The sequence below is a fragment of the Virgibacillus sp. DJP39 genome (genome assembly GCF_049310925.1).
In the GTDB taxonomy this organism is placed as follows: domain Bacteria; phylum Bacillota; class Bacilli; order Bacillales; family Amphibacillaceae; genus Virgibacillus_F.
Map to the genome: position 1 here is coordinate 1 of NZ_JBMERP010000063.1, position 21,717 is coordinate 21,717.

The 21,717-nt window shown below is 36.2% G+C and carries 30 protein-coding genes; 22 read left to right on the forward strand and 8 right to left on the reverse strand.

Annotated elements, in window-relative coordinates; all coding sequences use genetic code 11:
• Window positions 1-106 precede the first annotated feature (106 nt).
• Window positions 107-613 (forward strand): hypothetical protein, encoded by a 507-nt coding sequence (locus ACOI1D_RS16170; protein WP_422502609.1) that lies wholly within the window; start codon window positions 107-109, stop codon window positions 611-613.
• A 36-nt stretch (window positions 614-649) separates the two neighbouring features.
• Here the strand turns inward: ACOI1D_RS16170 and ACOI1D_RS16175 are convergent, their stop codons facing one another.
• Entirely contained in the window at window positions 650-1,366 is a 717-nt protein-coding gene (locus tag ACOI1D_RS16175) for a DUF2161 domain-containing phosphodiesterase (RefSeq protein ID WP_422502611.1), read from the reverse strand.
• Window positions 1,367-1,507: 141 nt separating this feature from the next.
• Here ACOI1D_RS16175 and ACOI1D_RS16180 point away from each other — a divergent pair, with 141 nt between their 5' ends.
• From ACOI1D_RS16180 to ACOI1D_RS16190, 3 genes are read left to right on the forward strand one after another with little or no spacing between them, the layout of a single operon-like run.
• Entirely contained in the window at window positions 1,508-2,329 is an 822-nt protein-coding gene (locus tag ACOI1D_RS16180) for an ABC transporter permease (RefSeq protein WP_422502612.1), read from the forward strand.
• Between the two features lie 19 nt (window positions 2,330-2,348).
• Window positions 2,349-3,128, forward strand: coding sequence for an ABC transporter ATP-binding protein (locus ACOI1D_RS16185; RefSeq protein WP_422502614.1), 780 nt, complete (start codon window positions 2,349-2,351; stop codon window positions 3,126-3,128).
• A 21-nt stretch (window positions 3,129-3,149) separates the two neighbouring features.
• Window positions 3,150-4,253 carry an ABC transporter substrate-binding protein gene (locus tag ACOI1D_RS16190; protein WP_422502616.1) on the forward strand — a complete coding sequence of 368 codons (1,104 nt, stop codon included), beginning with the start codon at window positions 3,150-3,152 and terminating at the stop codon, window positions 4,251-4,253.
• 79 nt (window positions 4,254-4,332) lie between these two features.
• Here ACOI1D_RS16190 and ACOI1D_RS16195 read toward each other — a convergent pair whose 3' ends face one another.
• Window positions 4,333-4,827 carry a L,D-transpeptidase family protein gene (locus ACOI1D_RS16195; protein ID WP_422502618.1) on the reverse strand — a complete coding sequence of 165 codons (495 nt, stop codon included), beginning with the start codon at window positions 4,825-4,827 and terminating at the stop codon, window positions 4,333-4,335.
• Between the two features lie 184 nt (window positions 4,828-5,011).
• Between ACOI1D_RS16195 and ACOI1D_RS16200 the strand changes: the two genes are divergently transcribed.
• A complete protein-coding gene (locus ACOI1D_RS16200) occupies window positions 5,012-5,368 on the forward strand; it encodes a hypothetical protein (protein ID WP_422502620.1) in 357 nt (118 codons plus the stop codon).
• Between the two features lie 164 nt (window positions 5,369-5,532).
• Here the strand turns inward: ACOI1D_RS16200 and ACOI1D_RS16205 are convergent, their stop codons facing one another.
• Window positions 5,533-6,237, reverse strand: a complete 705-nt coding sequence (locus tag ACOI1D_RS16205; RefSeq protein ID WP_422502622.1) for a DUF421 domain-containing protein — start codon at window positions 6,235-6,237, stop codon at window positions 5,533-5,535.
• Between the two features lie 476 nt (window positions 6,238-6,713).
• Between ACOI1D_RS16205 and ACOI1D_RS16210 the strand changes: the two genes are divergently transcribed.
• The 7 genes from ACOI1D_RS16210 to ACOI1D_RS16240 all read left to right on the forward strand — a co-directional run bounded on the left by ACOI1D_RS16210 (window position 6,714) and on the right by ACOI1D_RS16240 (window position 10,973).
• On the forward strand, window positions 6,714-7,472 hold the full coding sequence (locus tag ACOI1D_RS16210; protein WP_422502624.1) for an HNH endonuclease: 759 nt from the start codon (window positions 6,714-6,716) through the stop codon (window positions 7,470-7,472).
• Between the two features lie 72 nt (window positions 7,473-7,544).
• Window positions 7,545-7,775 (forward strand): hypothetical protein, encoded by a 231-nt coding sequence (locus ACOI1D_RS16215; RefSeq protein WP_422502626.1) that lies wholly within the window; start codon window positions 7,545-7,547, stop codon window positions 7,773-7,775.
• Between the two features lie 14 nt (window positions 7,776-7,789).
• A complete protein-coding gene (locus ACOI1D_RS16220) occupies window positions 7,790-7,957 on the forward strand; it encodes a GNAT family N-acetyltransferase (protein ID WP_422502628.1) in 168 nt (55 codons plus the stop codon).
• 164 nt (window positions 7,958-8,121) lie between these two features.
• Window positions 8,122-9,225: an NADH:flavin oxidoreductase gene (locus ACOI1D_RS16225; RefSeq protein WP_422502630.1), complete on the forward strand. Its 1,104-nt coding sequence runs from the start codon at window positions 8,122-8,124 to the stop codon at window positions 9,223-9,225.
• A 196-nt stretch (window positions 9,226-9,421) separates the two neighbouring features.
• Window positions 9,422-9,814, forward strand: coding sequence for a VOC family protein (locus ACOI1D_RS16230; protein ID WP_422502631.1), 393 nt, complete (start codon window positions 9,422-9,424; stop codon window positions 9,812-9,814).
• Between the two features lie 63 nt (window positions 9,815-9,877).
• Complete coding sequence (locus ACOI1D_RS16235; protein WP_422502632.1) at window positions 9,878-10,435, forward strand: isochorismatase family protein; 558 nt, start codon at window positions 9,878-9,880, stop codon at window positions 10,433-10,435.
• 169 nt (window positions 10,436-10,604) lie between these two features.
• Complete coding sequence (locus ACOI1D_RS16240) at window positions 10,605-10,973, forward strand: hypothetical protein (protein ID WP_422502633.1); 369 nt, start codon at window positions 10,605-10,607, stop codon at window positions 10,971-10,973.
• A 170-nt stretch (window positions 10,974-11,143) separates the two neighbouring features.
• On the opposite strand, the gene ACOI1D_RS16245 is transcribed toward ACOI1D_RS16240, so the two are convergent.
• Window positions 11,144-11,893 (reverse strand): LysM peptidoglycan-binding domain-containing protein, encoded by a 750-nt coding sequence (locus ACOI1D_RS16245; protein ID WP_422502635.1) that lies wholly within the window; start codon window positions 11,891-11,893, stop codon window positions 11,144-11,146.
• Between the two features lie 336 nt (window positions 11,894-12,229).
• Between ACOI1D_RS16245 and ACOI1D_RS16250 the strand changes: the two genes are divergently transcribed.
• Window positions 12,230-13,417 (forward strand): MFS transporter, encoded by a 1,188-nt coding sequence (locus ACOI1D_RS16250; protein WP_422502636.1) that lies wholly within the window; start codon window positions 12,230-12,232, stop codon window positions 13,415-13,417.
• Between the two features lie 38 nt (window positions 13,418-13,455).
• On the opposite strand, the gene ACOI1D_RS16255 is transcribed toward ACOI1D_RS16250, so the two are convergent.
• Together ACOI1D_RS16255 and ACOI1D_RS16260 are read right to left on the reverse strand one after the other, a co-directional pair.
• The gene (locus ACOI1D_RS16255) at window positions 13,456-13,926 is read right to left on the reverse strand and encodes a DinB family protein (protein ID WP_422502637.1); all 471 of its coding nucleotides are present in this window, start codon (window positions 13,924-13,926) and stop codon (window positions 13,456-13,458) included.
• Between the two features lie 79 nt (window positions 13,927-14,005).
• Entirely contained in the window at window positions 14,006-14,206 is a 201-nt protein-coding gene (locus ACOI1D_RS16260) for a hypothetical protein (protein WP_422502639.1), read from the reverse strand.
• A gap of 234 nt (window positions 14,207-14,440) precedes the next feature.
• Here ACOI1D_RS16260 and ACOI1D_RS16265 point away from each other — a divergent pair, with 234 nt between their 5' ends.
• The 9 genes from ACOI1D_RS16265 (at window position 14,441) to ACOI1D_RS16305 (ending at window position 19,747) form a co-directional block, all read left to right on the forward strand.
• Window positions 14,441-15,370 carry an MBL fold metallo-hydrolase gene (locus ACOI1D_RS16265; protein ID WP_422502641.1) on the forward strand — a complete coding sequence of 310 codons (930 nt, stop codon included), beginning with the start codon at window positions 14,441-14,443 and terminating at the stop codon, window positions 15,368-15,370.
• Between the two features lie 24 nt (window positions 15,371-15,394).
• Window positions 15,395-16,090 carry an aspartate/glutamate racemase family protein gene (locus ACOI1D_RS16270; RefSeq protein WP_422502643.1) on the forward strand — a complete coding sequence of 232 codons (696 nt, stop codon included), beginning with the start codon at window positions 15,395-15,397 and terminating at the stop codon, window positions 16,088-16,090.
• 305 nt (window positions 16,091-16,395) lie between these two features.
• Entirely contained in the window at window positions 16,396-16,662 is a 267-nt protein-coding gene (locus ACOI1D_RS16275) for a DUF4190 domain-containing protein (RefSeq protein ID WP_422502644.1), read from the forward strand.
• A gap of 42 nt (window positions 16,663-16,704) precedes the next feature.
• Window positions 16,705-17,028, forward strand: a complete 324-nt coding sequence (locus tag ACOI1D_RS16280; RefSeq protein WP_422502646.1) for a hypothetical protein — start codon at window positions 16,705-16,707, stop codon at window positions 17,026-17,028.
• A gap of 33 nt (window positions 17,029-17,061) precedes the next feature.
• Complete coding sequence (locus ACOI1D_RS16285; protein ID WP_422502648.1) at window positions 17,062-17,247, forward strand: hypothetical protein; 186 nt, start codon at window positions 17,062-17,064, stop codon at window positions 17,245-17,247.
• 121 nt (window positions 17,248-17,368) lie between these two features.
• Window positions 17,369-17,596: a hypothetical protein gene (locus tag ACOI1D_RS16290; protein WP_422502658.1), complete on the forward strand. Its 228-nt coding sequence runs from the start codon at window positions 17,369-17,371 to the stop codon at window positions 17,594-17,596.
• Between the two features lie 57 nt (window positions 17,597-17,653).
• Window positions 17,654-18,184 (forward strand): hypothetical protein, encoded by a 531-nt coding sequence (locus ACOI1D_RS16295; protein ID WP_422502649.1) that lies wholly within the window; start codon window positions 17,654-17,656, stop codon window positions 18,182-18,184.
• 257 nt (window positions 18,185-18,441) lie between these two features.
• Window positions 18,442-18,759, forward strand: a complete 318-nt coding sequence (locus ACOI1D_RS16300; protein ID WP_422502651.1) for a hypothetical protein — start codon at window positions 18,442-18,444, stop codon at window positions 18,757-18,759.
• A gap of 313 nt (window positions 18,760-19,072) precedes the next feature.
• Window positions 19,073-19,747, forward strand: coding sequence for a RibD family protein (locus tag ACOI1D_RS16305; RefSeq protein ID WP_422502653.1), 675 nt, complete (start codon window positions 19,073-19,075; stop codon window positions 19,745-19,747).
• A 136-nt stretch (window positions 19,748-19,883) separates the two neighbouring features.
• On the opposite strand, the gene ACOI1D_RS16310 is transcribed toward ACOI1D_RS16305, so the two are convergent.
• Together ACOI1D_RS16310 and ACOI1D_RS16315 are read right to left on the reverse strand one after the other, a co-directional pair.
• Window positions 19,884-21,008 carry a mechanosensitive ion channel family protein gene (locus ACOI1D_RS16310; protein WP_422502655.1) on the reverse strand — a complete coding sequence of 375 codons (1,125 nt, stop codon included), beginning with the start codon at window positions 21,006-21,008 and terminating at the stop codon, window positions 19,884-19,886.
• A 92-nt stretch (window positions 21,009-21,100) separates the two neighbouring features.
• Entirely contained in the window at window positions 21,101-21,625 is a 525-nt protein-coding gene (locus tag ACOI1D_RS16315; protein WP_422502656.1) for a DinB family protein, read from the reverse strand.
• Window positions 21,626-21,717 lie beyond the last annotated feature (92 nt).

Sequence of the window (21,717 nt, forward strand, 5' to 3'; positions counted from 1 at the left end):
TCGTTCCCCACGGAAAGCGAGTTTTTTTCCGCAGCGTTGGATCAGCACCAATTTAGTAAAGGTTGGCAGCAAATAAATACAACGAGTAATAAAAAGGGGGATTTTGATGACTCAGTCTATCTATTTCACGGATAACTTTTTTTCAGAAGGAATAACGGAAATTTTTAATGGGGATCAGAAAAAAGTTGGTTCGCTTAATCTAAAAAGTGCTTTTTCTTCAAGCGTTGATATTCTGGATGCGGAAGATAATGTCGTGGTTAAAGGTTCTTTCCCATTTTTGTCAAGGAGTTGGATTGTAAAAGATCAAAGTGAACAGGAGATTGGTAAGCTCAAGCAACGCATGTCTTTTTTCTCTAAGAAATTTGTTTATCGATCCCAGCATCATGGTGAGTTTGAAATAAAGTCAGAAGCATTTTCCAAGGAGTATGACATTCTGGATCAGGATGAAAACTTGGTTGCTGCATTTAAAAAAGTCAGTGGTTTTTTTCAATCACCAGCATTCGAATTGAGTAATCATTCATCTAAGTTATCAATGGAAGAGTTAACAGCAGTTGTCATGGGAGTCAATATGATTATCAAAAGCAATAATTCTGCTGGAGCAGGAGGAGCGTGATGATTAAGGGATTCAGTCTGGGAAAAGCTGAATCCTTCAATCTTTCCTGTAATAAGATAGTAGATCGGGATATTCCTTCATTTCTTTCCTGCCTTTGTCGCTAAGTATGTAAACCCCTCGTTTAACTCTTTCAAACCATCCATAATAGTTTTTCGTTAAAATCGATGACGTTTTTTTACCAGTCCCCATCTCCATCAATTTTTTTGGTGATAGTTCACCCGAATGTTCGAGGTAACAAGCGATTTGGATACAATTCTCTTTGTATGCAGTCATAATTTGTGCTCTACTCGTTCCACCAATATTGAAATCGGCACTTCTACCATTGATTTCTTTCAGTACTTCCTGTCTTTTGCGTTTGTTTTGGCCTAAATTTTTCTTTCGGTTAAATGGTATTGGGTCAAAGACAACTTCCACTTTCTTATGGTTTCCTGAAAATGAAACGAGGATCAACCCTAACTCTAACCTTTTTACTAATCTGCATATATCTGTCCAACGTCTTGATCTAGCTCTGTGCTTTGGTTTTTTTGGTACTGCAATGTACACAAGCTCTGAAACCCGCAGTCTTTTTGTTGCTTGGATGAGTAGATCCACACTCAGGTTAAGTTTCAATTCGATGATGATTAACTCCTCATTTTTAACTGCTGCCATATCACAATCTTTTACTTCCCCATACACCTCATAACCTTCTTGTATGAAATGCTTCTGAATGGGTTTATATAAATCTGCCTCTTGAAGCTTTGTTGATTCCTTCATATGTAAGCACCATCCATTTTCACGAAATTTACTGCGGTATACGGGATAGAGAATGCCTTTATTTTATCATAAAATTGTTTACTTTTAACCTTTCACACTTTTGGGCTAACGCACATATTATTTAAGTAGAGGTGGTGAAGGATGAACAAATCAAATGGTAATGTAGAACGCGATCCTGTTGCAGTAGAACAAGAGGAATGGAAAAAAAGACAACGAAAAAATCGATTCAAACAGGTGCTTACAATATCATCTCCTATTCTTATCTTGGTTCTGTGGGAATTTTTATCCAGAACGGGTATAGTCGATGCACGATTTTTCCCGGCACCAACGGAGATAATCGGAACGCTATTTACAATGGCAGCTGAAGGAGAATTATTCGGCCATATTGGAATATCACTATTTCGGATATTTGCAGGGTTTATCCTAGGTGTAATACCAGCAATTGTTCTTGGACTATTTATGGGATTGTATTCACCGCTAAGGCATTTTTTTTCCCCGCTTATAATGGCACTCATGCCTATACCGACAATAGCTTTATTACCGATAATTTTAATGATATTTGGAATTGGTGAAGTATCCAAAATCGTAACAATTGCAGGAAGTGTATTCTTTCCAGTCATTATAAATACGGTAGTGGGTGTTACAAATATAGATAAAACATATTTGGATGTTGCGAGAAACTATGGAGCCAATTCGAAAGACTTTTTCTTTAAAATTGCTTTACCTGGCTCTCTTCCAGTGATGCTTGAGGGCATCCAAATGGGGCAGGCAATTGCGCTATTGACAATTGTAGCGGCGGAAATGATGGGTGCAAACTCTGGTATTGGATATTTAATTTGGACTTCATATAGTGCCTTTTTATTAAATGAGATGTATGTGGGTCTTGTATTAATATCTTTCTTTGGATACATGTTCTCACTTATTCTAAGAGGGTTTCAGAAGAAGCTATTGCCATGGAAATAGGTATTAGAGAGGTGATTCGGTGACAAAGGAAACAAAAATCTCAATCAACAATCTAACAAAAGTATTTTACAATAAAAATAGAAATATCACAGCGATAGAGGATATTTCAGTAGATATTAAAGACGGAGAGTTTGTATGTTTGATTGGACCGAGTGGCTGCGGGAAGACGACTTTACTTCGTATTCTCGCAGGATTAGAGAAACCAAGTGTTGGCGAATTTTCAATCTTACAAGCTAAAAAGAATCGTCCCTTGCAATCAATGGTTTTTCAGGAGCAGGGGGTCATCCCTTGGTTAACTGTTGAAGAAAATGTGGCATTTGGACCTAATATGAGGCATTTGCCTAAACAGACTGTAAAAGACAGTACATCCTATTATTTAAAAAAAATAGGGCTTGAAAATTTTAGAAAGCATTATCCAAAAGACCTGTCAGGAGGCATGAAACAGCGGGTAAGTATAGCACGTGCCTTTGCAAATGACCCTGAAATATTATTAATGGATGAACCCTTTGCTGCTTTAGATGAGCAGAACAAATTTATTCTCCAGGATGAATTATTAACGATTTGGTCAGAGACAAAGAAGACCGTTCTCTTTATTACACATAGCATTGATGAAGCATTGCTGCTGAGTGACAGGATTTTATTAATGAGTTCCCAGCCTGGTAAGATAATAGATGAAATAGTTATCGATTTACCTAGGCCGAGAAATATGGAACAGATACGTGAAAATAAAGAGATGGCAGACAGATTTGTGGAAATATGGAATCACCTGCATGATGAGGTACAAAAATCAAGATTATAGCGCATGGGAGGAGATTATTACATGGGGAAATATAAAATACTGATTTTGCTTCCATTGTTTTTATTTGCACTAGTCATTAGTGGCTGTTCTTCTAATTCAGACGACAAGAGCAGTAACGATAAGGAAATTAATGATGAAGTAAGTAAAGATAATCCTTCAGGTGACTTGGCGCCACTTGAGGAGAAAGCAACAGTAGTAATTGCTGAGGATGGATCGGCATCAGGAGCTGGATTTTACATTGCAAAAGAAAAAGGGTACTTTGAAGATTACAATATTAAAGTGAAGTTTGCCAAATTTGCAAACAGTGATGATATGTTGCCAGCGTTGGCTTCAGGTGAAGTTGACATTGCTGGAGGGATATCGTCAGCATCATTTTTTAATGCAATAGCTCAAGGGATTAATGTAAAAATTATCGCTGATAAAGGGCACAATATCACAGGATCTTCTTACTTTTCATTTGTCATAGGCGAAGATTTGCAGGGGGAAATAAAGGAGTACTCTGATTTTGAAGGGAAGCGCATAGCCGTTTCAACTAAAAATGCCGTGGATGATTATATCTTTCAAAAAATGATTGAACATGCAGGCTTAACGGAAGATGATGTGGAATTTGTGTTGATGTCTGATTTTGGAAACATGCTTGCATCCATAGCAAATGGTTCTATCGATGCTGCACTACAAATTGAGCCATTAATTACGCAGGGAATTGAAGAAGGGATCCATGTTCGATTTGGAGATACAACTGACTATGCACCAGAAGCACAAATCGCGATGGTGCTGGGATCGCCTAACTTTATCAATGAAGAAAAGAATGTTTCCTTAAGGTTTATGGCAGCCTATTTAAAAGGCGTACGTGATTATAACGATGCCTTTATAAAAGACGAAGGCAAGGATGAGATTATAAAAATTATGACAGAGCATACATCATTAAAGGATGCCGAATTATGGGAGAAGGTTTCCGTTACTGGATTGAATCCTAATGGTGAAATGTTCGTCGATGACATAAAGAGCCAATACAACATGTATAAGGATAACGGGGCTATTAGTGGAGAATTAGACTTCGAAAAAGCAATTGATACGTCCATAACTGAAAAAGCGGTTGAGCTTATTGGAAAGTATGAGCAGTAATCGGTGCCAGGAGTTTGCATTAGAAATCCCATCCTCATTATGAGGGTGGGATTTTTGGGTGCCTGGCACTTTTGGGTGATTATGGATGAATTGATACACTCGTTCCTATTGGTACAATACTTGCCAGTTCCTCCACATCCCGATTATACATGCGGATACAGCCTCTTGATACTGCTTTTCCAATCGAACTCGGATCATTCGTTCCATGAATCCCGTAGTGCTGTTTTGACAAACTCATCCACATAGTGCCGTATGGGCCACCAGGATTAGGTGCTTTATTTATAATGATATAATCCCCTAATGGCGTCCCATGTAGTATTCTTCCAACAGCAATGGGATACTGTTTTTGAAGCACACCATCTTTCAGTAATTTTAGCTGCCTACTTTCAACTGACACATCAATACGAAATGGTATTGTATCTGGGTCAGGAAAACCTGGTATTACAATTGATTGGCCAGGGTAAATGACATTTGGATTTATTACTGGGTTTGCATTTATAATTGCCGATAGTTGTGTACGATAATCTTTTGAAATCTGGGTTAGTGTTTCACCCGGTTTAACCGTATGAATCAACTTAAACACCTCCATAGGTACTATAGTTTATGCAGGTTGTAGAAAGTGTTTCATATTGGTTTGATGTTGCTTTTCTTTTCAAAATCACCATGATTAATTATGCAATCAGAATCCAATCAAATTTACGGTAACATAGGCCAAACTATGAGAATATCCTAAGAATGTAGATGGAGGGATATTTAAAATGAACAACAACGTTCCAATAAATCACAATCAAGTACAGGAAGATAATCGTCCTATGGGAGACGATATTAAACAACGGTGTCAAAGATACATGAGTTTCCAGGTTATAGCACAAATGAACGATGGGTCCCAATTTGATGGTGTTATTGTAAGTATGGATGAGGACGGGGTTACTATTTTGATTTCTGAAGAGGTTGACGAAGAACAAGAAAACAGACAATTCGGCTTTGGATATGATGATTACAACGACGATTATTACGGACGTCCTCGTAGAAGGTTCCGCCGTTTTCATCGCCGCCGTTTTCCATTTAGTTTCTTTAGAAGATTATTCCTTTACCCATATTATCCTTGGTTTTAATACTAGGTGGGTCACTTGAATAACGATTATTGAAGTCTTTGTTAGTGGATATATCATTAGTACGTTACGCTAATACAATCTTAAAAAGCCAATTTCATATTAGGAAATTGGCTTTCTAGGTTCGTCCAAGCAATGCATATGGTATAAATCCCAAGCTCAGAACTTTAGTTATAAAGAAAAATTTTAAGACTTTCATTCGCATCAACTGTTGCTAATAATATATCGTTTAAGTTGGCATTATATGTAGTTGATAGCTTATTTAATAGCCATTGTTCATCTTTTCCAATCTTTTGTAATTCATTAAAATCAATTTTTCGTTCCTTGATAATAGTTTTAGGAAGGTGAAAAGGTTTTATTGCTGTTGTAAGTGTGGAAGGCGTGATTGGTTGATATTGAGGATATAAAAATAATGAAATAGTTCCTCCAGGTTCCCATAATGCTAGTGCAACCTTGTCAATATCCTCAATTTTTTCTTTTCGCAACTCAGTTAAAAGGAAATCAATTGAGATTCGTGCTTTAATTAAATTTTTGTTGTTAATCTTTCCATACTCTATAAGCGTTATAGGTGCCGGATCAATAAAAGTCCGAAGTCTATCCCACTTCAAACTTAGAAATAGTCCACTAAGATATAAAGTTACCAGTACACTCATTGTAATCATAGAACCTTTTAATCCTAACCCTTCATCTGACAAAGGGTGGGCAATAATGTTTCCTATTAATATAGCCAATACAAAATCCAGAAACCTTAATTGTGATATCGATCTCTGCCCCATGAACTTGGCTACAAATATTAAGAAGAAGAAAGCGATAATTGCCCTTAAAACCCATTGAAAGGAATTAAGGGACTCTTGTCCACTAAAGAACTCCATCAATTACACATCCTTCCTTCAATCCCTAAAAAACCATATCTTTGAATATTGAGCAGATACATATTCCGAAATAATTAAATTATTGATCTGGTTATCATAGGTGAATCGTTGATAATTAGGTTTAAGTCAATCCACAAATTAGTATGACCAAGGCGCTCCTGCATTATTTATATGCTTTATAATGAAATTTTGATTTTACATCATATCATGGTTGGTTATTGTAAATTTTAACTGGTTAATGTTTATACGAGGAAATAATTTTTCCTGTAATTACATACAAATCATTACCAAAAACGATTATTATTCACCAAAATGTGCTAAAATTGAGAAAAGTGCATTGTGGACGAAGTAGCTTTTGTTTAGATATATGGGGATCAAAGGATTTCTGACGGAGCGTACAGACGGATAGTTTGCTGGTTTTGAGAAATCGTTAATTTTTGGGTCCGTAATAAACTAAAATTAAAGGGAGTGTTTTTTTGTCAAAGGAACTGAATCATGAAATGAGAGCTTATACCGCGTGGGATATACTTGTCGAATGGACAAAGACATCATCGACGATTACATATAAGGAGCTGGCTGACCGGGTTGGTGTTCATTCAAGAGCCTGTAAATACTTTCTGGAACATATTGAGAATTACTGTATTGAGCAAAAACTACCACCATTAACCAGCATCGTAGTAAATCATGCTGGTGAAATTGGACAAGGCTTCACTGAATGGGATACAGACAACTTACGTAAAGGGCAACAGCTAGTATATGACTTTAAGTGGGGCAACTACCTTAACCCTTTCGCCTATGCAGCGAACGATGATACCCAACAAGATTTGATAAAAGAAATTATAAATGGTGAAGGTTCTCAAGCTTTATATACCAAAGTAAAGGTAAAAGGGATTGCACAAAAAATATTCAGGTCAGCATTGTTGAAAGCGTATGACAGTAAGTGCGCGTTTTGTAATTTTAAAATACCACATGCACTTGAGGCAGCTCATATTGTGCCATGGTCTGAATCTAGTGATGGAGAAAAATTAGATATCCAAAACGGAGTACTACTATGCAGTAACCATCATAAACTTTTTGATAATAATATTTATTATATTAACAGTGACCTAACGATCGGAATTAATGGTTATAAATCCAGACTGCAGGATCAAAAAATAAGCTTACCTAAAAATAAAGACCATTGGCCAAGAGAAGATTTTTTAACAAGAAGAACTGCCCTTAGTCATAGTAAATAGATCAAACGATACAAATGGCTACTTAGGTGGCTGTTTGTTTTTTTAAACAATCAAAATGATGAGGTGTGTGCAGTGAATGTAATTTTCACAAAGCCAGACACAGCGTATACCAGGACTATCGCTGCAATCTGTGCGACTGGTTGGAGACAAACGGTAGAAGGGAAATTAAGTGAGGAATATAAAAAGAAAAATGTTGATTCCTGGTATCGCCATGAACGGGTTTTTAATGATATAAATGAAGGGTTTTACTCACATGTGGCACTGATAGATTCAGAAGTTGTTGGAGTAATGGTGGCGGAATAACCAAACCAAAGACAGTGGAAATCTATGTTCTTTATGTAGATGAAACTTACCGGTATAAAGGAATAGGTAGAAAACTTCTTGAAGCACTAACTTTACAACAAATGAATAAAGGTGCAACTGAGCAATGGGTGTCAGTGCAGGAAGGGAATCAACTAATGGGTAGGTTGACTTTACAAACCTGAGGAAGCAAAATTAAACAAAATGAAAAGGTGATTTCTTTATTGGAGTAAATTAAAAATAAATAGCTGCTCACTACATGTGTAAGCTTTTGGCAAACAGATGTCTTTTCTTTCCTGATAGAATTTGAAATAATATCTATTGCATCAAGGAAAGAGGAGGACACAAAGTGAGTAAAACAAAATTATCTACTGATTCATTATTTAAACCATTTAATAGTGAGAACATAAAATTGTCTAACCGAACTGTAATGGCGCCGATGACACGAGGCTTCTCACCAGATGGAGTACCTGGGAAAGACGTGGCCGCTTACTACCGCCGCCGGGCTGAAAATGGAGTAGGATTAATCGTAACCGAAGGAACAGGGATTAACCATCCGTCTTCTGTTTCCGGTGCAAGCATTCCTTTATTTCATGGTGAAAACTCCTTGAATGGATGGGCTGAAGTGGTAAAGGAAGTTCATAACGCTGGTGGAAAAATTGTACCACAGCTTTGGCATGTGGGGTTGACCCGTAAACAAGGAGAGCTTCCAAATGAAGAAGCACTACCTGTTGGACCATCAGGACTAAGCTTATCCGGTAAAAAAATAACAGAGCCAATGACCGAAGAAGAGATTGTTGCTATGGTAGAAGCCTATGCTCAAGCAGCGGCTGATGCAAAACGTATTGGTTTCGACGGAATCGAAATTCACGGTGCGCACGGTTATTTAATCGATCAATTCTTTTGGGAAAATACAAATAAGCGTACGGATCGTTATGGTGGAGACCTTGTCGGGCGAACACAATTTGCAGTTGAAATAATAGAAGCATGCCGGCGTGAAGTTGGTCCTGATTTTCCAATCATTTTCCGGTTTTCTCAATGGAAAATGAATGATTTTAAGGCTAAGCTTGCAAAAAGTCAAGATGAATTAGAACAATTCTTACAGCCTCTAGTAGAAGCGGGAGTAAATATTTTCCATTGTTCAACCCGACGTTTCTGGGAGCCTGAATTTGAAGGGTCTGATTTGAATTTAGCAGGATGGACCAAGAAATTAAGTGGTAAACCGGTTATTTCTGTTGGCTCAGTTGGACTTAATGGGGAATTTACCAGCTTCTCCGGTGCTGAGACAACTAGTCTTGATAGCCTTATTGAAAAGCTGGATAATGAAGAGTTTGACCTGGTTGCAATCGGACGATCTTTACTAATGGACCCCGAGTGGGTGAAAAAAGTGCAAGATGGAAGGGCAGATTATTTATTGCCATTTAATAAAGAAGCACTTCAAAAGTTATACTAGATTGTAGAGAAGAGCAGGTATCTCACAAATGGGATACCTGCTCTTTTTAAGTGCTAGGCACCACAATAGACCTTTTTTAAGAAAAGTAAATTGAATTTTGTGTTAAAATTATGTGGAGAGTTTTAGAGTTGTAGATTTAACAAGTTAGTGTGAGAAATTTTTAACCTTTTTAAAAAGAATTGTCTGGGGGATTAAAATGATTATTGAAATGACCACTCAAGTTCGTGTTCAAGACGTTAAAGAAGGTCAAAGATGGTATCAAATTTTATTTAATAGAAAACCAGATTTTATACCTCATGAAGGTTTTGCTGAATGGGAAATTATTTCTGGCTGTTGGTTGCAAGTTGCAGAAGGTGTGGCGTCGGAAGCAAGTGGTCCTCTACGATTTGGCGTAACAAACATTGATAGTGAACGAGAAAGGCTTATCAGAGAATTGGGTATAGAGAAATTTGAAATATTTTCAAGAGAAGAAGTGCCAGTAAAATGGGGGACTTTTTCGGACCCATGGGGGAATCGTTTAGGATTCTTTGAATACTTGGACAAAAAAGAAGAAAAAAAACGTATTCAAACTGTTATGGACGCCTATTAAAAGTATTATTATGAGAACTAACGGCAGGCTTTTAATAATAGAATTTAAAGAGGAGCAGATTAAATGAAACAAGCTTTATTGGTAATTGACACTCAACAGGAACTGATGGATGGTGGAACAGAGGAGCAAGGAGTTTTTGAGAAAGAAAAAGTCGTTACGAACGTTAACACTGTGATCCGAAAAGCGATAAATGTAAGTGTGCCGATTGTTTTTATGAGAGATTTAGATGTTTCTAATGGAGAGGGAACTGGATTCCAAATACATAAGGATATTAAAGTACCGTCCACAGCTGTCATATTTGATAAGGCCGCAACAAATTCGTTTTATCGTACACCATTGCTCGCATTTTTAAATGAAAATTATATCGAGCATCTTGTCATTATGGGATGTAAGACAGAACATTGTATTGACACAGCTGTTAGAACAGCAACAATCAATCGTTTTGATGTGACATTGGTTGGAGACGGACATTCTACTTCTGATTCAAAGGTCTTAGCTGCAAAACAAATAATTCTGCATCACAATGAAACCCTTCACGGCCATTATAATGTAGACAATTTTTCACTAGTTAGAAATACGGATGAAGATCTGTTTACACCTACACATAATAAATACCGATAATACTTTTAAATTAAACTAAGATAAAATAATACATGGAGCTGTTGCATTAACTGCACTATCTTATTTTGACTAGAGGTGTTGGCCTGGACTTTGTACTGAAATTATAAAAGCAGGACATTTAACAGAAATGTCGAATCAATCACTAACAATGTATGAGGAGGCAATCCACTTGAAAATGGCTGTAGGTATCATTCTTATTTTTATGAGTATTGTTCATGTGATTTACGGAGAAAAAATGCAGGTTGATGTATTGAAGAAATTAAAAGCGGATAACATTTTAATTGGCTCATTCAGGGCTATGTCTTTGCAAGGAGGTATTCTTTTATTCGCAGTTGGTGTTATCGAAATATTGGTTTTTACTGAAGTAGTTGTCTTAACCGGCTTCGCTATTTATATTCCTGTAGGGATTATTTGTTTAAATGTACTATCCGTTTTGATCGTAGCTTTAGGTAAACACCTTGAATTGTTTAAAGCAACAATACCCCAATTTTTTATCTTTGCAATTATTATTATCCTACAAGTGATGAGCATAAATTGACAAATTGAAGGTGCCAGGCACTATTTATCAATAAGTAGGCGTGTTGATGGCTAAATTGCAAGTGCCTGCCACTTGGTAGTGGCAGGTACTTGATGTGATTCATAGTGCTTTTTTTGACATTCATTGTTTGTAAGAATGGATCCTTTTTAGTTACTTGTCGACCATATAACTTAAAAAGTTTCTGGATACGCTTTTACCATTGCATCTGAAATTGTGTCCGCTATTCCCCTTGCTTGCTCTTCAATTGCGTCATATACTTCAATATCCTTCTGATAATCCTTATTAATCATAGAAACAGCCTCTTGTTTTGTTAAATCTAAGTGTTTATAAAACATTTCTCTAACTGCATTTTCAGGTAAGTATCGATTCACACTACTCAAAAAAACAGCAATTTGGTCAGCGTTGGCATACCACTTTTTTTCTGCAGTCATAGCAGCTTGCTGGTCACCTGCTAAAGCGGCTTTAACTAGATCAGCAGCGATTAAAAGATGCTCCTTAATCAAATTAGCATAAGCGGTTGCTGCATCGTCACCGTACAATCTACGAATCATGTTTCCCATGTCAGTAGCATTTTGCAGAAGCCGGGCAATAACAAAATCTATGTCAGGTAAGGTAAAGGTTAGGCTAATAATTGCCATCCTTGTCCAGGCAACATGTTCTTCCCAAAGGCTACGCATATCGTTTCTATAATCAACCTCAGCCTGACTTATACAATGATTCAATTGTCTTGACTGGTACTTTGTTTCTGAAACCGGTATGGCGATATATTGCCCAACACGCAGGTGATTCGGGTTCACTCCAGGATTCGCCTTTAAAATTTCCTCAGCAACTGTATTGTACTGTTGTGCTAATAGCCAATAATTATCTCCGGGCTGGATCGAATGGCTGCATAAATGTTTCAACTTTTTTACCACTCCCATTAATTTTTGTGCATTAAAACTCTTTTATAGGATATTCGAATTAGTTGGGAAGGGTGAATGTCTATGAGTTGCCAGGTACTAACTATCAGTGCCAGGCACCTTTTCGGGGAGGCTTTAATTCTTCCACCAACATTATCGTCTTTACTTTTTTAACCATTTCTATATAATTATTGGTACATATTAATGAGGAGGAACTTGACATGCAAAAAAACTTACTCTTTTTTTTAAACCAAAACGTAGGGGTGAAAAAATTCGGGTAAATAGATAAACTAAATTCCATAATGATTCACTCCTGCTTTTTTACTTATTCTATTAATCTCAGCAGGAGGAAGAAAATTGAAAAAAGGTACTTTAGCATCAAGAAATATTCGCGTTTTGTTTTGGGCAGAATTATTTGGAAGTGTCCGATTTATCCAACCCGTATTGGCTTTATTTTATTTTGCGCGCGGACTGGATGAAGCGTACATTCTATGGGTACTGCTTTTTTGGAGTACTGGTGTATTAATTGGAGAAGTACCAACAGGTATGTTTGCTGACCGTTATGGAGCAAAACTATCGTTTATGATTGGTGCATTTTTAAGTATGGTTAGTCACGGAATGCTCATTTGGGCGTTTGAACCCTGGATGTTCTTCGCGAGCAGTCTATTAAGCGGTTTTGCCGTAACTTTTTTTAGTGGTGCAGACGAAGCTTTAATCTATGAATCTCTGAAAGAATCAAATGAAGAAAATAGAATGGATAAAGCGTTAGGAATTATCCAATCTGCACAATTCGTTGTAATGGTTTTTGTCCTTATTTTAGGTGGAATTATCGCAAAAAATCTAACAGATGATCAGTTTGTATTACTCATTTTGCTAGGTGTTGCTTTCCAATCCATTCAAATCATTCTTTTAATTTTTATTAAAAATCCAGCAAGCCACGGTAAGTATCGTGAACACCCTTTTAAGCAGTTAAAAGAGGGAGTACTTGCGATAAAAAGGTCACCTCACGTGTTGTGGATGTTCCTAAATATCACGCTCGTTTTTATACCAACTGCCGCGATATTTGGTAACTTTAACGACAAATTATTAAGTGATGCAGATTTGCCAGTTTATTTAATTGGATTTGTCTTAGCTGGGCTGTCTATAATTAGTTTTCTAGTCTCCCATGTTATAGGGTGGATGACAACTCGAATCTCAAGGATTACTATTTTATATGTGACTGGGGGAATGGGTGTAGTTGCGTTATTTTTGGTTGCTTATTTTAGGGAAATACTTTGGTTTCTAATACTTATTATGATAATCCTTAGTTTTGTCCGTACGGTTCGCTACCCAATTTACAGTCAATTGGCCAATGATATCATTCCATCAAATGTTAGAGCGACAACGATTTCATTACTATCTATTATTGATTCTGTTTGTGATCTAATTGTCTTTAGTAGTGTAGCCGGGATTGCAGTATTTGGTTTTGAAAAGATGTTTCTGGCAAGCGCAGCTATTGCATTAATTGGAAGCATACTACCAATACGGCAAGTGGCGAGGAAATAAAAAATGAAAGGATAAGGTATGGTGCCAGGCACCATACCTTATCCCTTAAACGTTTCAATATGTAAATCAATTTCTTCTTTATGCTTTAAATCATGCTTTATATTACCTGCCAAATATTCACTCAGGGTCAATTTTGCTATTCCAGGTAAGGGTTTACTGTATGCTTCAGTACTGATTTTTTCCAGAATAGACACCAGTTCGCTTCGGGTGGAAACAAACGCATTGATAAGGTCATTTTTTGAAATCCCGGATCTCGCATAGTTTGATGCTTGTTGATTAACCGATTCAACATCAACTTCTACACTGGGAGATGGTTCATTCTTCAATACATAGGTTAACCTGTTGTCGATCATAAAGTGATCCCAAGCAATTAAATGAGAAATGACGTCAGCAATTCCCCATTTTCCCTCTGCAAAGGGAGCAAACCACAATGCATCATCTATCTTTTTTAATGACAAGACCCAATCTATTATGGCGCTTTTTTCATTTATAATGAATTCCTTTTCCATTTATACCCTCCTTCATTTAGGACACCCAATGTACCAGCTTATAGAAAGGAGTAGCCTACCCCTTTTTCCCAGGCATTTGTCAGCCACCTTCCACACAGGTTACAGAAGAGCTTCCCACTACCTGGTTTAATTCCTGTAAAAGTTTTTCGAGAATACCCTCTTCCATAAATGACCCCAACGAATCATGAACTAATGGAATACTAAACTGGTTAAAAACTTCAGCAGTTTGTTCCCAGGTATCAACGATTTCTTTAGGAGTCATATTCTCTTGAATTACCATAACAAAACCTCCTCACGATCTACTAACCATATCATACGAAAAAAGGTACATAAAATCCATAATTAATTGAGCAGATGCTTTTGAAGGTGCTACGAAATAAGAAATATATAACATAGGGGTCTTTGTTGAGCCTATGGTAGTTGTTACCCTAGTCAACAAACCCTTTTTCTTGTATTCCAAAAAGTTATAGTTAGAATTATTAGTATAGATTTCTGAGGAAAAGGGTGAAATAATATGTTGCAAAAAGTCACTGAAACTATTTATAAGTTGGTAATCAATCCTGATTCTAAGCTAAATAGTGTGAACTGTTTTTTAGTTAAAGGAGATAGTGGCTATACAGTAGTTGACACCGGGTTTAATACGAGTGAAGCAAAAGTATTGTGGGAAAGTGTACTGGATTCAGATACTGAAATAGAAAAAGTAGTACTGACACATACTCATCAGGACCACATAGGATTGGCTAAATGGTTTCAGCAGGAGAAAGGCATCCCTGTATACATAGTAGAGTTGAGTTATAAGGAAATAAAAAGGTACCGTACTAATGGAAATAGAGAAAAACTTAATGGATTAATAAAAAGCCACGGAGGAAAAGGCTTCCCAGGCAAGCTTGAGAAGGATACCTCGATTTATGACTTTGAACCAGATGGTCTTATTAGAGAAAGCGACAAAATTAAACTGGGTGATGATTATTATGAAATAATCTGGACACCTGGACACGCACCGGATCATTACTGTTTTTACAATCAAGATCGGAAAATCATGTTTATAGGTGATCACATATTAAGAGACATGTCCCCGGTAATTGGAATGTGGTCGGGTTATGAAAGCAATATTTTGAGTGATTATTATTGCTCGCTTGAACGTATGAAAAAATACACCTCAGATATTGCATTACCCGGGCACGGAGAACCAATTTTTCATCTAAGTGAAAGGGTCAATCAAGTGAAAGCTAGACATAATCAACGCTTGCAGGAAGTATATGAATCTATCAGGTATGAAAGTAAAACTGCTAATCAAATATGCGAGGAGATCTATGGCGATTCAGATAATCAATTTTGGTTAGCGCAATTTCTATCAATCGTGACACGCTTAGTTTATTTGGAAGCAGAAGCAAGAATTAGACGAGAAACGTCTGATGGAATAATTATGTTCCGCTCAGTATAAAAACTAATAAAAGGAAGGGATAACATGAAACGAGCAGGCATTATTGGTGGATTAGGACCAGAATCTACTGTTGAATATTATCAATCTTTTATCCACAAATACCAGGACAGAATGAACAGTAAAAAGATCCTGCCAGAACTATTCATAAACAGTATCAATATGTACAAGGTTTTTCAGTTAATAAGTGAAGATAAGATCAATGAGTTGGTTGAATATGTAGGTAGTGCAGCACAAAAGCTTGAGGAGATTGGAGCAGACTTTGTGGTGATTTCAGCGAATACACCACATATCGTATTTGATGAAGTACGTAAAAAGGTAACAGTGCCAATGATTAGCATTGTTGAATCAACATATGAGAAGGCAGATCAATTAGGACTGCAAAATGTTGGGATGCTGGGTACGAAATTTACGATGGAAAATGATTTTTTCAAGAAGCCATTTTTAACTGGAAGTAAGAAAATCGTAGTGCCAAGTGAAGAAGACCAGCAATTCATACACCAAAAGATTGTCGATGAAATTGAGAACGGCGTGATCAAGCAGGAAACAAAAATAGCATTCCTTAAAATCATTAACAAATTAATCGAGGACGAACGATTGGATGGAGTGATTCTGGGTTGTACGGAGCTGCCGATGATTTTAAAAGATGATGATGTCAGCATTCCACTGTTGAACACGACCGATATCCATGTGAATAAAATGATTGAGCAACTGTTTAAGTAAGCAGAAAGGAGCACGGCATATGCCTTGCTCCTTGTTTTTTAAAGATTTCTCTGAACATCTCTTGAAACCCACTTTTTTTTATTCGTGTTCTTTGAAGAAAAATTCGGGTGCACTTTCATTTCTTATCTGACTTTCTAGTTAGTATAGAATATATGGATTAGTTTGTACAAATTGCTTAATAAAATACCATATAATTGAAAAAACTTTCTGGAAATGCTGCGTATTAATGTTAAAATATAGAAGAAAAGCATTTTGTATTAAAGCGATATTCTAGTTAACTATTATATGTAGAGGTGATGAAGTAAATGGCTGAAAAAATGGAAACAAGCAGTAATGCTATCGTTTCTTTAACGCTTGGCGTTCTTTCAATCCTACTTCCTTTCATCGGGTTAGTTATTGGTGTTATAGGAGTGGTAGTTTCAAGAAAAGCTACAAAAGAGATTTCTAACACTAATAAAGGAGGAAGGGAGTTTGCTGTCTCAGGTTTAATCTGCAGTTTGGTCGGAATAACTATTCAGACTCTTGCAATAGTGGGCATACTCGCTTTCACGTTTCTAATTAGTGCAGGATAGACAATAGAGAATTCAACTCTTGTTTGAGATAGGGGGAGTTTCATGTCCGGGATCGATATAGCCATGGTGTTCTATGTTATTTTTATGATTGGATCAGCTACTGGATGCATTTTTTACGGCTCATTTATGATGAGAGAAACAGGATCGTTTCTGCAACAAATGCTTATTGCCGGAACAATTAATTTGTCTTTAGGAATATTTGCTATATTAGGATGGTTTCTTTTCTCATGGGGAGTTAATGAGTTTATGCTAAACGTCGGATTATCAATAGGTGCAGGACTGTTGGTCATTGGAGAAACCGTGTTATTTGTACTTTTGTTTTTGAAACGTAAACAATGGCTACAGCAAGATGGAAATGGTGTGTAAATGGGTTGGATAAATGTCTCTTGTATACTATTGATGGCAACAGGAATTTCACTATTCCTGCATGGGTTGAAGAAAAAATCCGTTATGTCCATATTTTTCGGTGGGAATGCTTTACTAGCAACCGTGCGTTATTTTATCGGTTGGGATTTCTTGCCGTTTGTACCTCCAATTTCTATGGCTTTTGCATATTCTGTAAGGGAAAAGTTAGAACCTACATAAAAACACTTCATAAAATCTATTCCAAAACATTCTACATATAAAAGCAGAAAGGAGTTACATTGTGCAAAAATGCAGTAACTGTAACACACCATTTGTATGGAGCAAACTATATAAATCAGTGATGTGGGGATACAAACCCATCAAGTGTCATAATTGTGGTTCTAGATATAAAATAACATTTCCTTCAAGGATCATAATAGCTGCACTTTCTGTTTTACCAATTATATTGATTTCAAGCTTGTCTTTATCACCTTTCAATAATATTCTTCTAACGATTTTATTTGGTATCGTTATTGCTGTATTTTTTACCTTGTTCATTCCTTATTTGGTGAAGTACATTCCTGATTAAAATTATGCAATTCCCAGTTTCGGAAGAAAAATCAGAGCAAGAAGGGAGAAACGGAAATTGAAAAAGGTATTGCGTTTCTTTTTAGTTTTTTTACTGATTATAGGAATAGGTTATGGAATAGAAAACAAAAATTCTCCAACTAATGATTCAAAACTTCAAGTAGCCGCAGCAACTAAAGGGTTAAATGATAATGGGGATGCAGCTGTGAAAGTTTTCTTTTCCTTTGATTTAGACAAAGTTCCTATGTTTTCAAACCAACATACTATCTCCATAAGTTGGAGTGAAGGATGGAAAATCGAAGGGTACAATTTAAGAGAGGATGGAATATACAGTAAAAATAATATAGAACTACTACAACCATCCGATTACAGTGACAGTTTTAAGCTGAAAATCGATTCTAATAAACACCTAAACAAAGATGCCTTTGGTGAAGGGTATGTTATTTTAACTTCAACAAACAAAGAAAAACTAGGTCAAAGAGTTAAATCCGCTGTAAGTGTCAATTTTAATTATCAAAGCCTTGTGAAAGATTTTAAACTAGGTGAATCAACCGCATGGGATAATAGGGAAGCATTAGATGTAGATTAAATACCAAAGGATGGTGTTTTTATGGATAGTCTTGCTATCTGAGATGTTTTATTTCAACTAGTAGCTTTTGGATTTCTTGGATTAATTGTCGCGCTAGTCGTGCGGTTCTTTCGTTCTTTTAGGAAACGCGAAAATCAGCTTAATAGTATCGAAAAGAAATTAGATGCTATGAATGACAAAATTAAAAAAGATTAAGATTAATAAAATGAGTTAGTGGGTAGTCGAATAGATTATCAGATTTATGAGGAGTGATTGTGTTGAAGAAAGCAAAAGTAGTTATTCCTTCAATAGTGATTCTAGTTGCTGTTTTATTTCTCATACTACATACAACACCAAAAATGGCATTAAGAACACATGTATTTTTCCTGGGTTATCCAAAAGCTGCGATTACGTCAGAAATAGTGGATGATGCTTTTCATAACAGAGTCGACAAAAAGAAATTCAAGGAATCAAATACGAAGGCATACACATTGACAGAACCACCAACTGAAGAAGCTACCCAAGGACTACTAAGGAATTACACCGTTAAAAAAGTTGGTGTTCTGTATTTCGCTGATTACTTAGGTGAGCATTAATTAATCTCAGTATCAGTATAGCAGATGGACTACTGCATCAAGGGAAAAAGAGGTCAGGACTAACTGTATTATATAACTAAAATTAAATAGGGGTGAATAATCTTGCAACTATTAACTGGAACAATTGCTTTATCTTTTTCCTTTATATTGTTCATTTATCTTTATGGTTTAAAATTTGAATCCCCCGCAAAATACAATGCGGGTTTTTATTTCTTTCCAATAATTTTACTAGTAATTGCATTAATGTGTTTTATATCAAAGCTTGTTCAGCAAGAAAAAAAAAGAATGTCTTAAACTAACTGGGGGTGATTTATTGAAAAGACCACAAGTAGTTCTAAATGTTTTTTCTTCTATTGACGGAAGAATTACTACCGCACCAGACCGGAATGTAGCAGAGTGGACAGCAACTGGCATCGATGGAGAAGCAAACGAGATAACGCACCAACTTTATGACGACTTAAACTGTGATGGGTTAATTTCAGGTAGTGAAAGTTTAATAGTTTGGGGAAAAAATTGGGTTGAACTGGAGAAACCTATCTACGAGCCAAAAAAATCAAAAGCGTATATTGTTTTTGATGGCAAAGGAAGAATAGATTGGCAGCAAACGGAAGGGTTAATTGTTGTAACGAGAGAAAGTGTTTCAAAGGAATATATGCGCCAATTAGAAGAAAAGAGAATTGATTATATTTTGGCAGGTACTGGTGAGTACATTAATTTGCCATTAGCTCTTCAGAAGTTATATGACAGAGGATTTAGAAAAGTCGGCCTTAGTGGCGGCGGTTCTATAAATGGTGCATTTTTGAGACAGGGTTTAATAGATGAAATAAGTTTAGTACTAGCCCCCTTAGCAATTGGTGGTAAAAACACACCTTCAGTTTTTGATTGTAAGAACTTAAGTGATTTGGAGGGTGTAACAAAATTAGAATTACTGAACACGAAATCTGTTGGGAATGGTGCTGTCTGGCTACATTATAATGTACAAAAATAATGAGTGATAGGAAAACACATCTCACTTTCGACAAAATCAACGTTTTGTGAAATGCGGGATGTGTTTTCATCTGGCAGTAAACTTTCTTTCTGCATAAGTGCAATTAGGGCTTTCTCCATTAAGGATTGGCGATATTCTAATCTAATTTATTCCCAGTGTTTTCTTCTATTGAGGATGCAGCCTGTGACATAGCTTCTACATCGGAATTAAGGTATAAAGTACGACTTGGGAATGCTACCGAAACCCCTTCGTCAACTAGAATCTCCATGATTGAGAAATTAATTTCTTCTTTGATGCTTAGGTATTTTCCCCATTCTGTTGTTTTGGTGAAAAAGTATAGGAAAATATCTAAACTACTAGAATTATAGTTATCAAAGGTTACGAAAATTGTATCCGGATGTATTTCCTTATGGTTATGTATTAAATTTTTGATTTTTTTAACGGTGTTTTCTAATTTAGTTTTTGGAGTGTCATAGGTAACTCCTAATTGAAAGGTAATTCTACGTTTGCCCATTTTGCTCCAGTTAGTAATATTTTCGTTAGATAAAGTTGAATTTGGAACTGTTACAAGCCCCTGTTCAAAGGTTCTAACCTTCGTACTTCGGAAATTTATATCCTCCACTACTCCTTCTACACTCGGTGTCATGACCCAATCATTAATTGTAAACGGTTTTTCAGTTATGATGACAATACCACCAAACAGATTAGCGATTGTATCTTTTGCAGCCAAAGCAAAGGCGAGGCCACCAAGTCCAAGTCCAGCAACAAACCCATTCACATCATATTCAAATTCTTGTGCAACGATACTAAAACTAATTGCTATGATAATGAAACGTAATGCTTTTGAAAAAAATGGAATTAATATTGGATCAAACTGCGAATTCGTCCGTTCGTTTATTTTGGAGAAAAATATAGAAGAACTCGAAGAAAGATTATATAACCCCCACGTGATGATGATGATAACAGATGATCTCATAATTTTATGGAACATCGTATTTGATTGATCTAAATAAGGAAAATAATCAACAGCAATAAAAATTCCAATAACAAGGAATATCCAGCGAACAGGGTGTTCAAATGCAAGGCATATTTTTGCGAAAAACTCTGTGGGAGTTTTTCTGCTGAATGCCAAAATCAAACGGAAAACGTATTTTGTGAAAAGTTTCCTAAATAGAAGGAAGATAAATAGTATACCGACTGATATTCCGATATTTATAAGGTTTTCATAAGTAATAGGTATCCATTCTATCCAATCAGGCATAACTACCACCCCTTTCATACAAGTCAGTTGTTTTTACAATAATAACATAAAAACTGACAAACAGGATGGAGCACAGGTTTTTGAATGTACGATTACTTTTTCAAAATACCTAAATATTCTTTCCATGGCCCAACATCATCTCTGTATCTTTCTGCCATTATCCGCACAATTTGTGAAATGTGCGTTAAGTCGTGGACTACCCAAGTAGAAAGCAGTTCTCTTAGCTTAACTGAGCCAAAAGCGGGGTGTACACCTGTCCGTTCAAGATGTAATTCAGGTTCTACGAGAATCGTAAGTTTAGTTGTATTTAGTTTTCTAATTGAACTAAATTCAAGTAATCTCCGTTTAATTGGTTCTACGGTATTTCTGTTTAAGTGAGAGTAGCGATCAAATGGTGGAAACAATTTGCTGTCTCCTTCCTGAAGAATAGCTTCAAGTCGGGGTATCCAATTATTTTTTTCTCCCTCAATGAGGTGATCTATTACTTCATAGACGTTCCAGGTTTCCTCCCCTTCGTTGCATTGCAACCATTGATCAGATAATCCAGATAAAAAATAATCCAATGTTTTTGGTGTACGGTCCAAAATTTCTATCGCTTCATTAAGATTAAAATTCATGGTAGCTCTCCTTTCTATGTTAAAGGTCATATGTAAGGAATTTCATTGTTGTAAATAAGAAGTTCTTTAACTATATAATAGTTTGTTTTAAG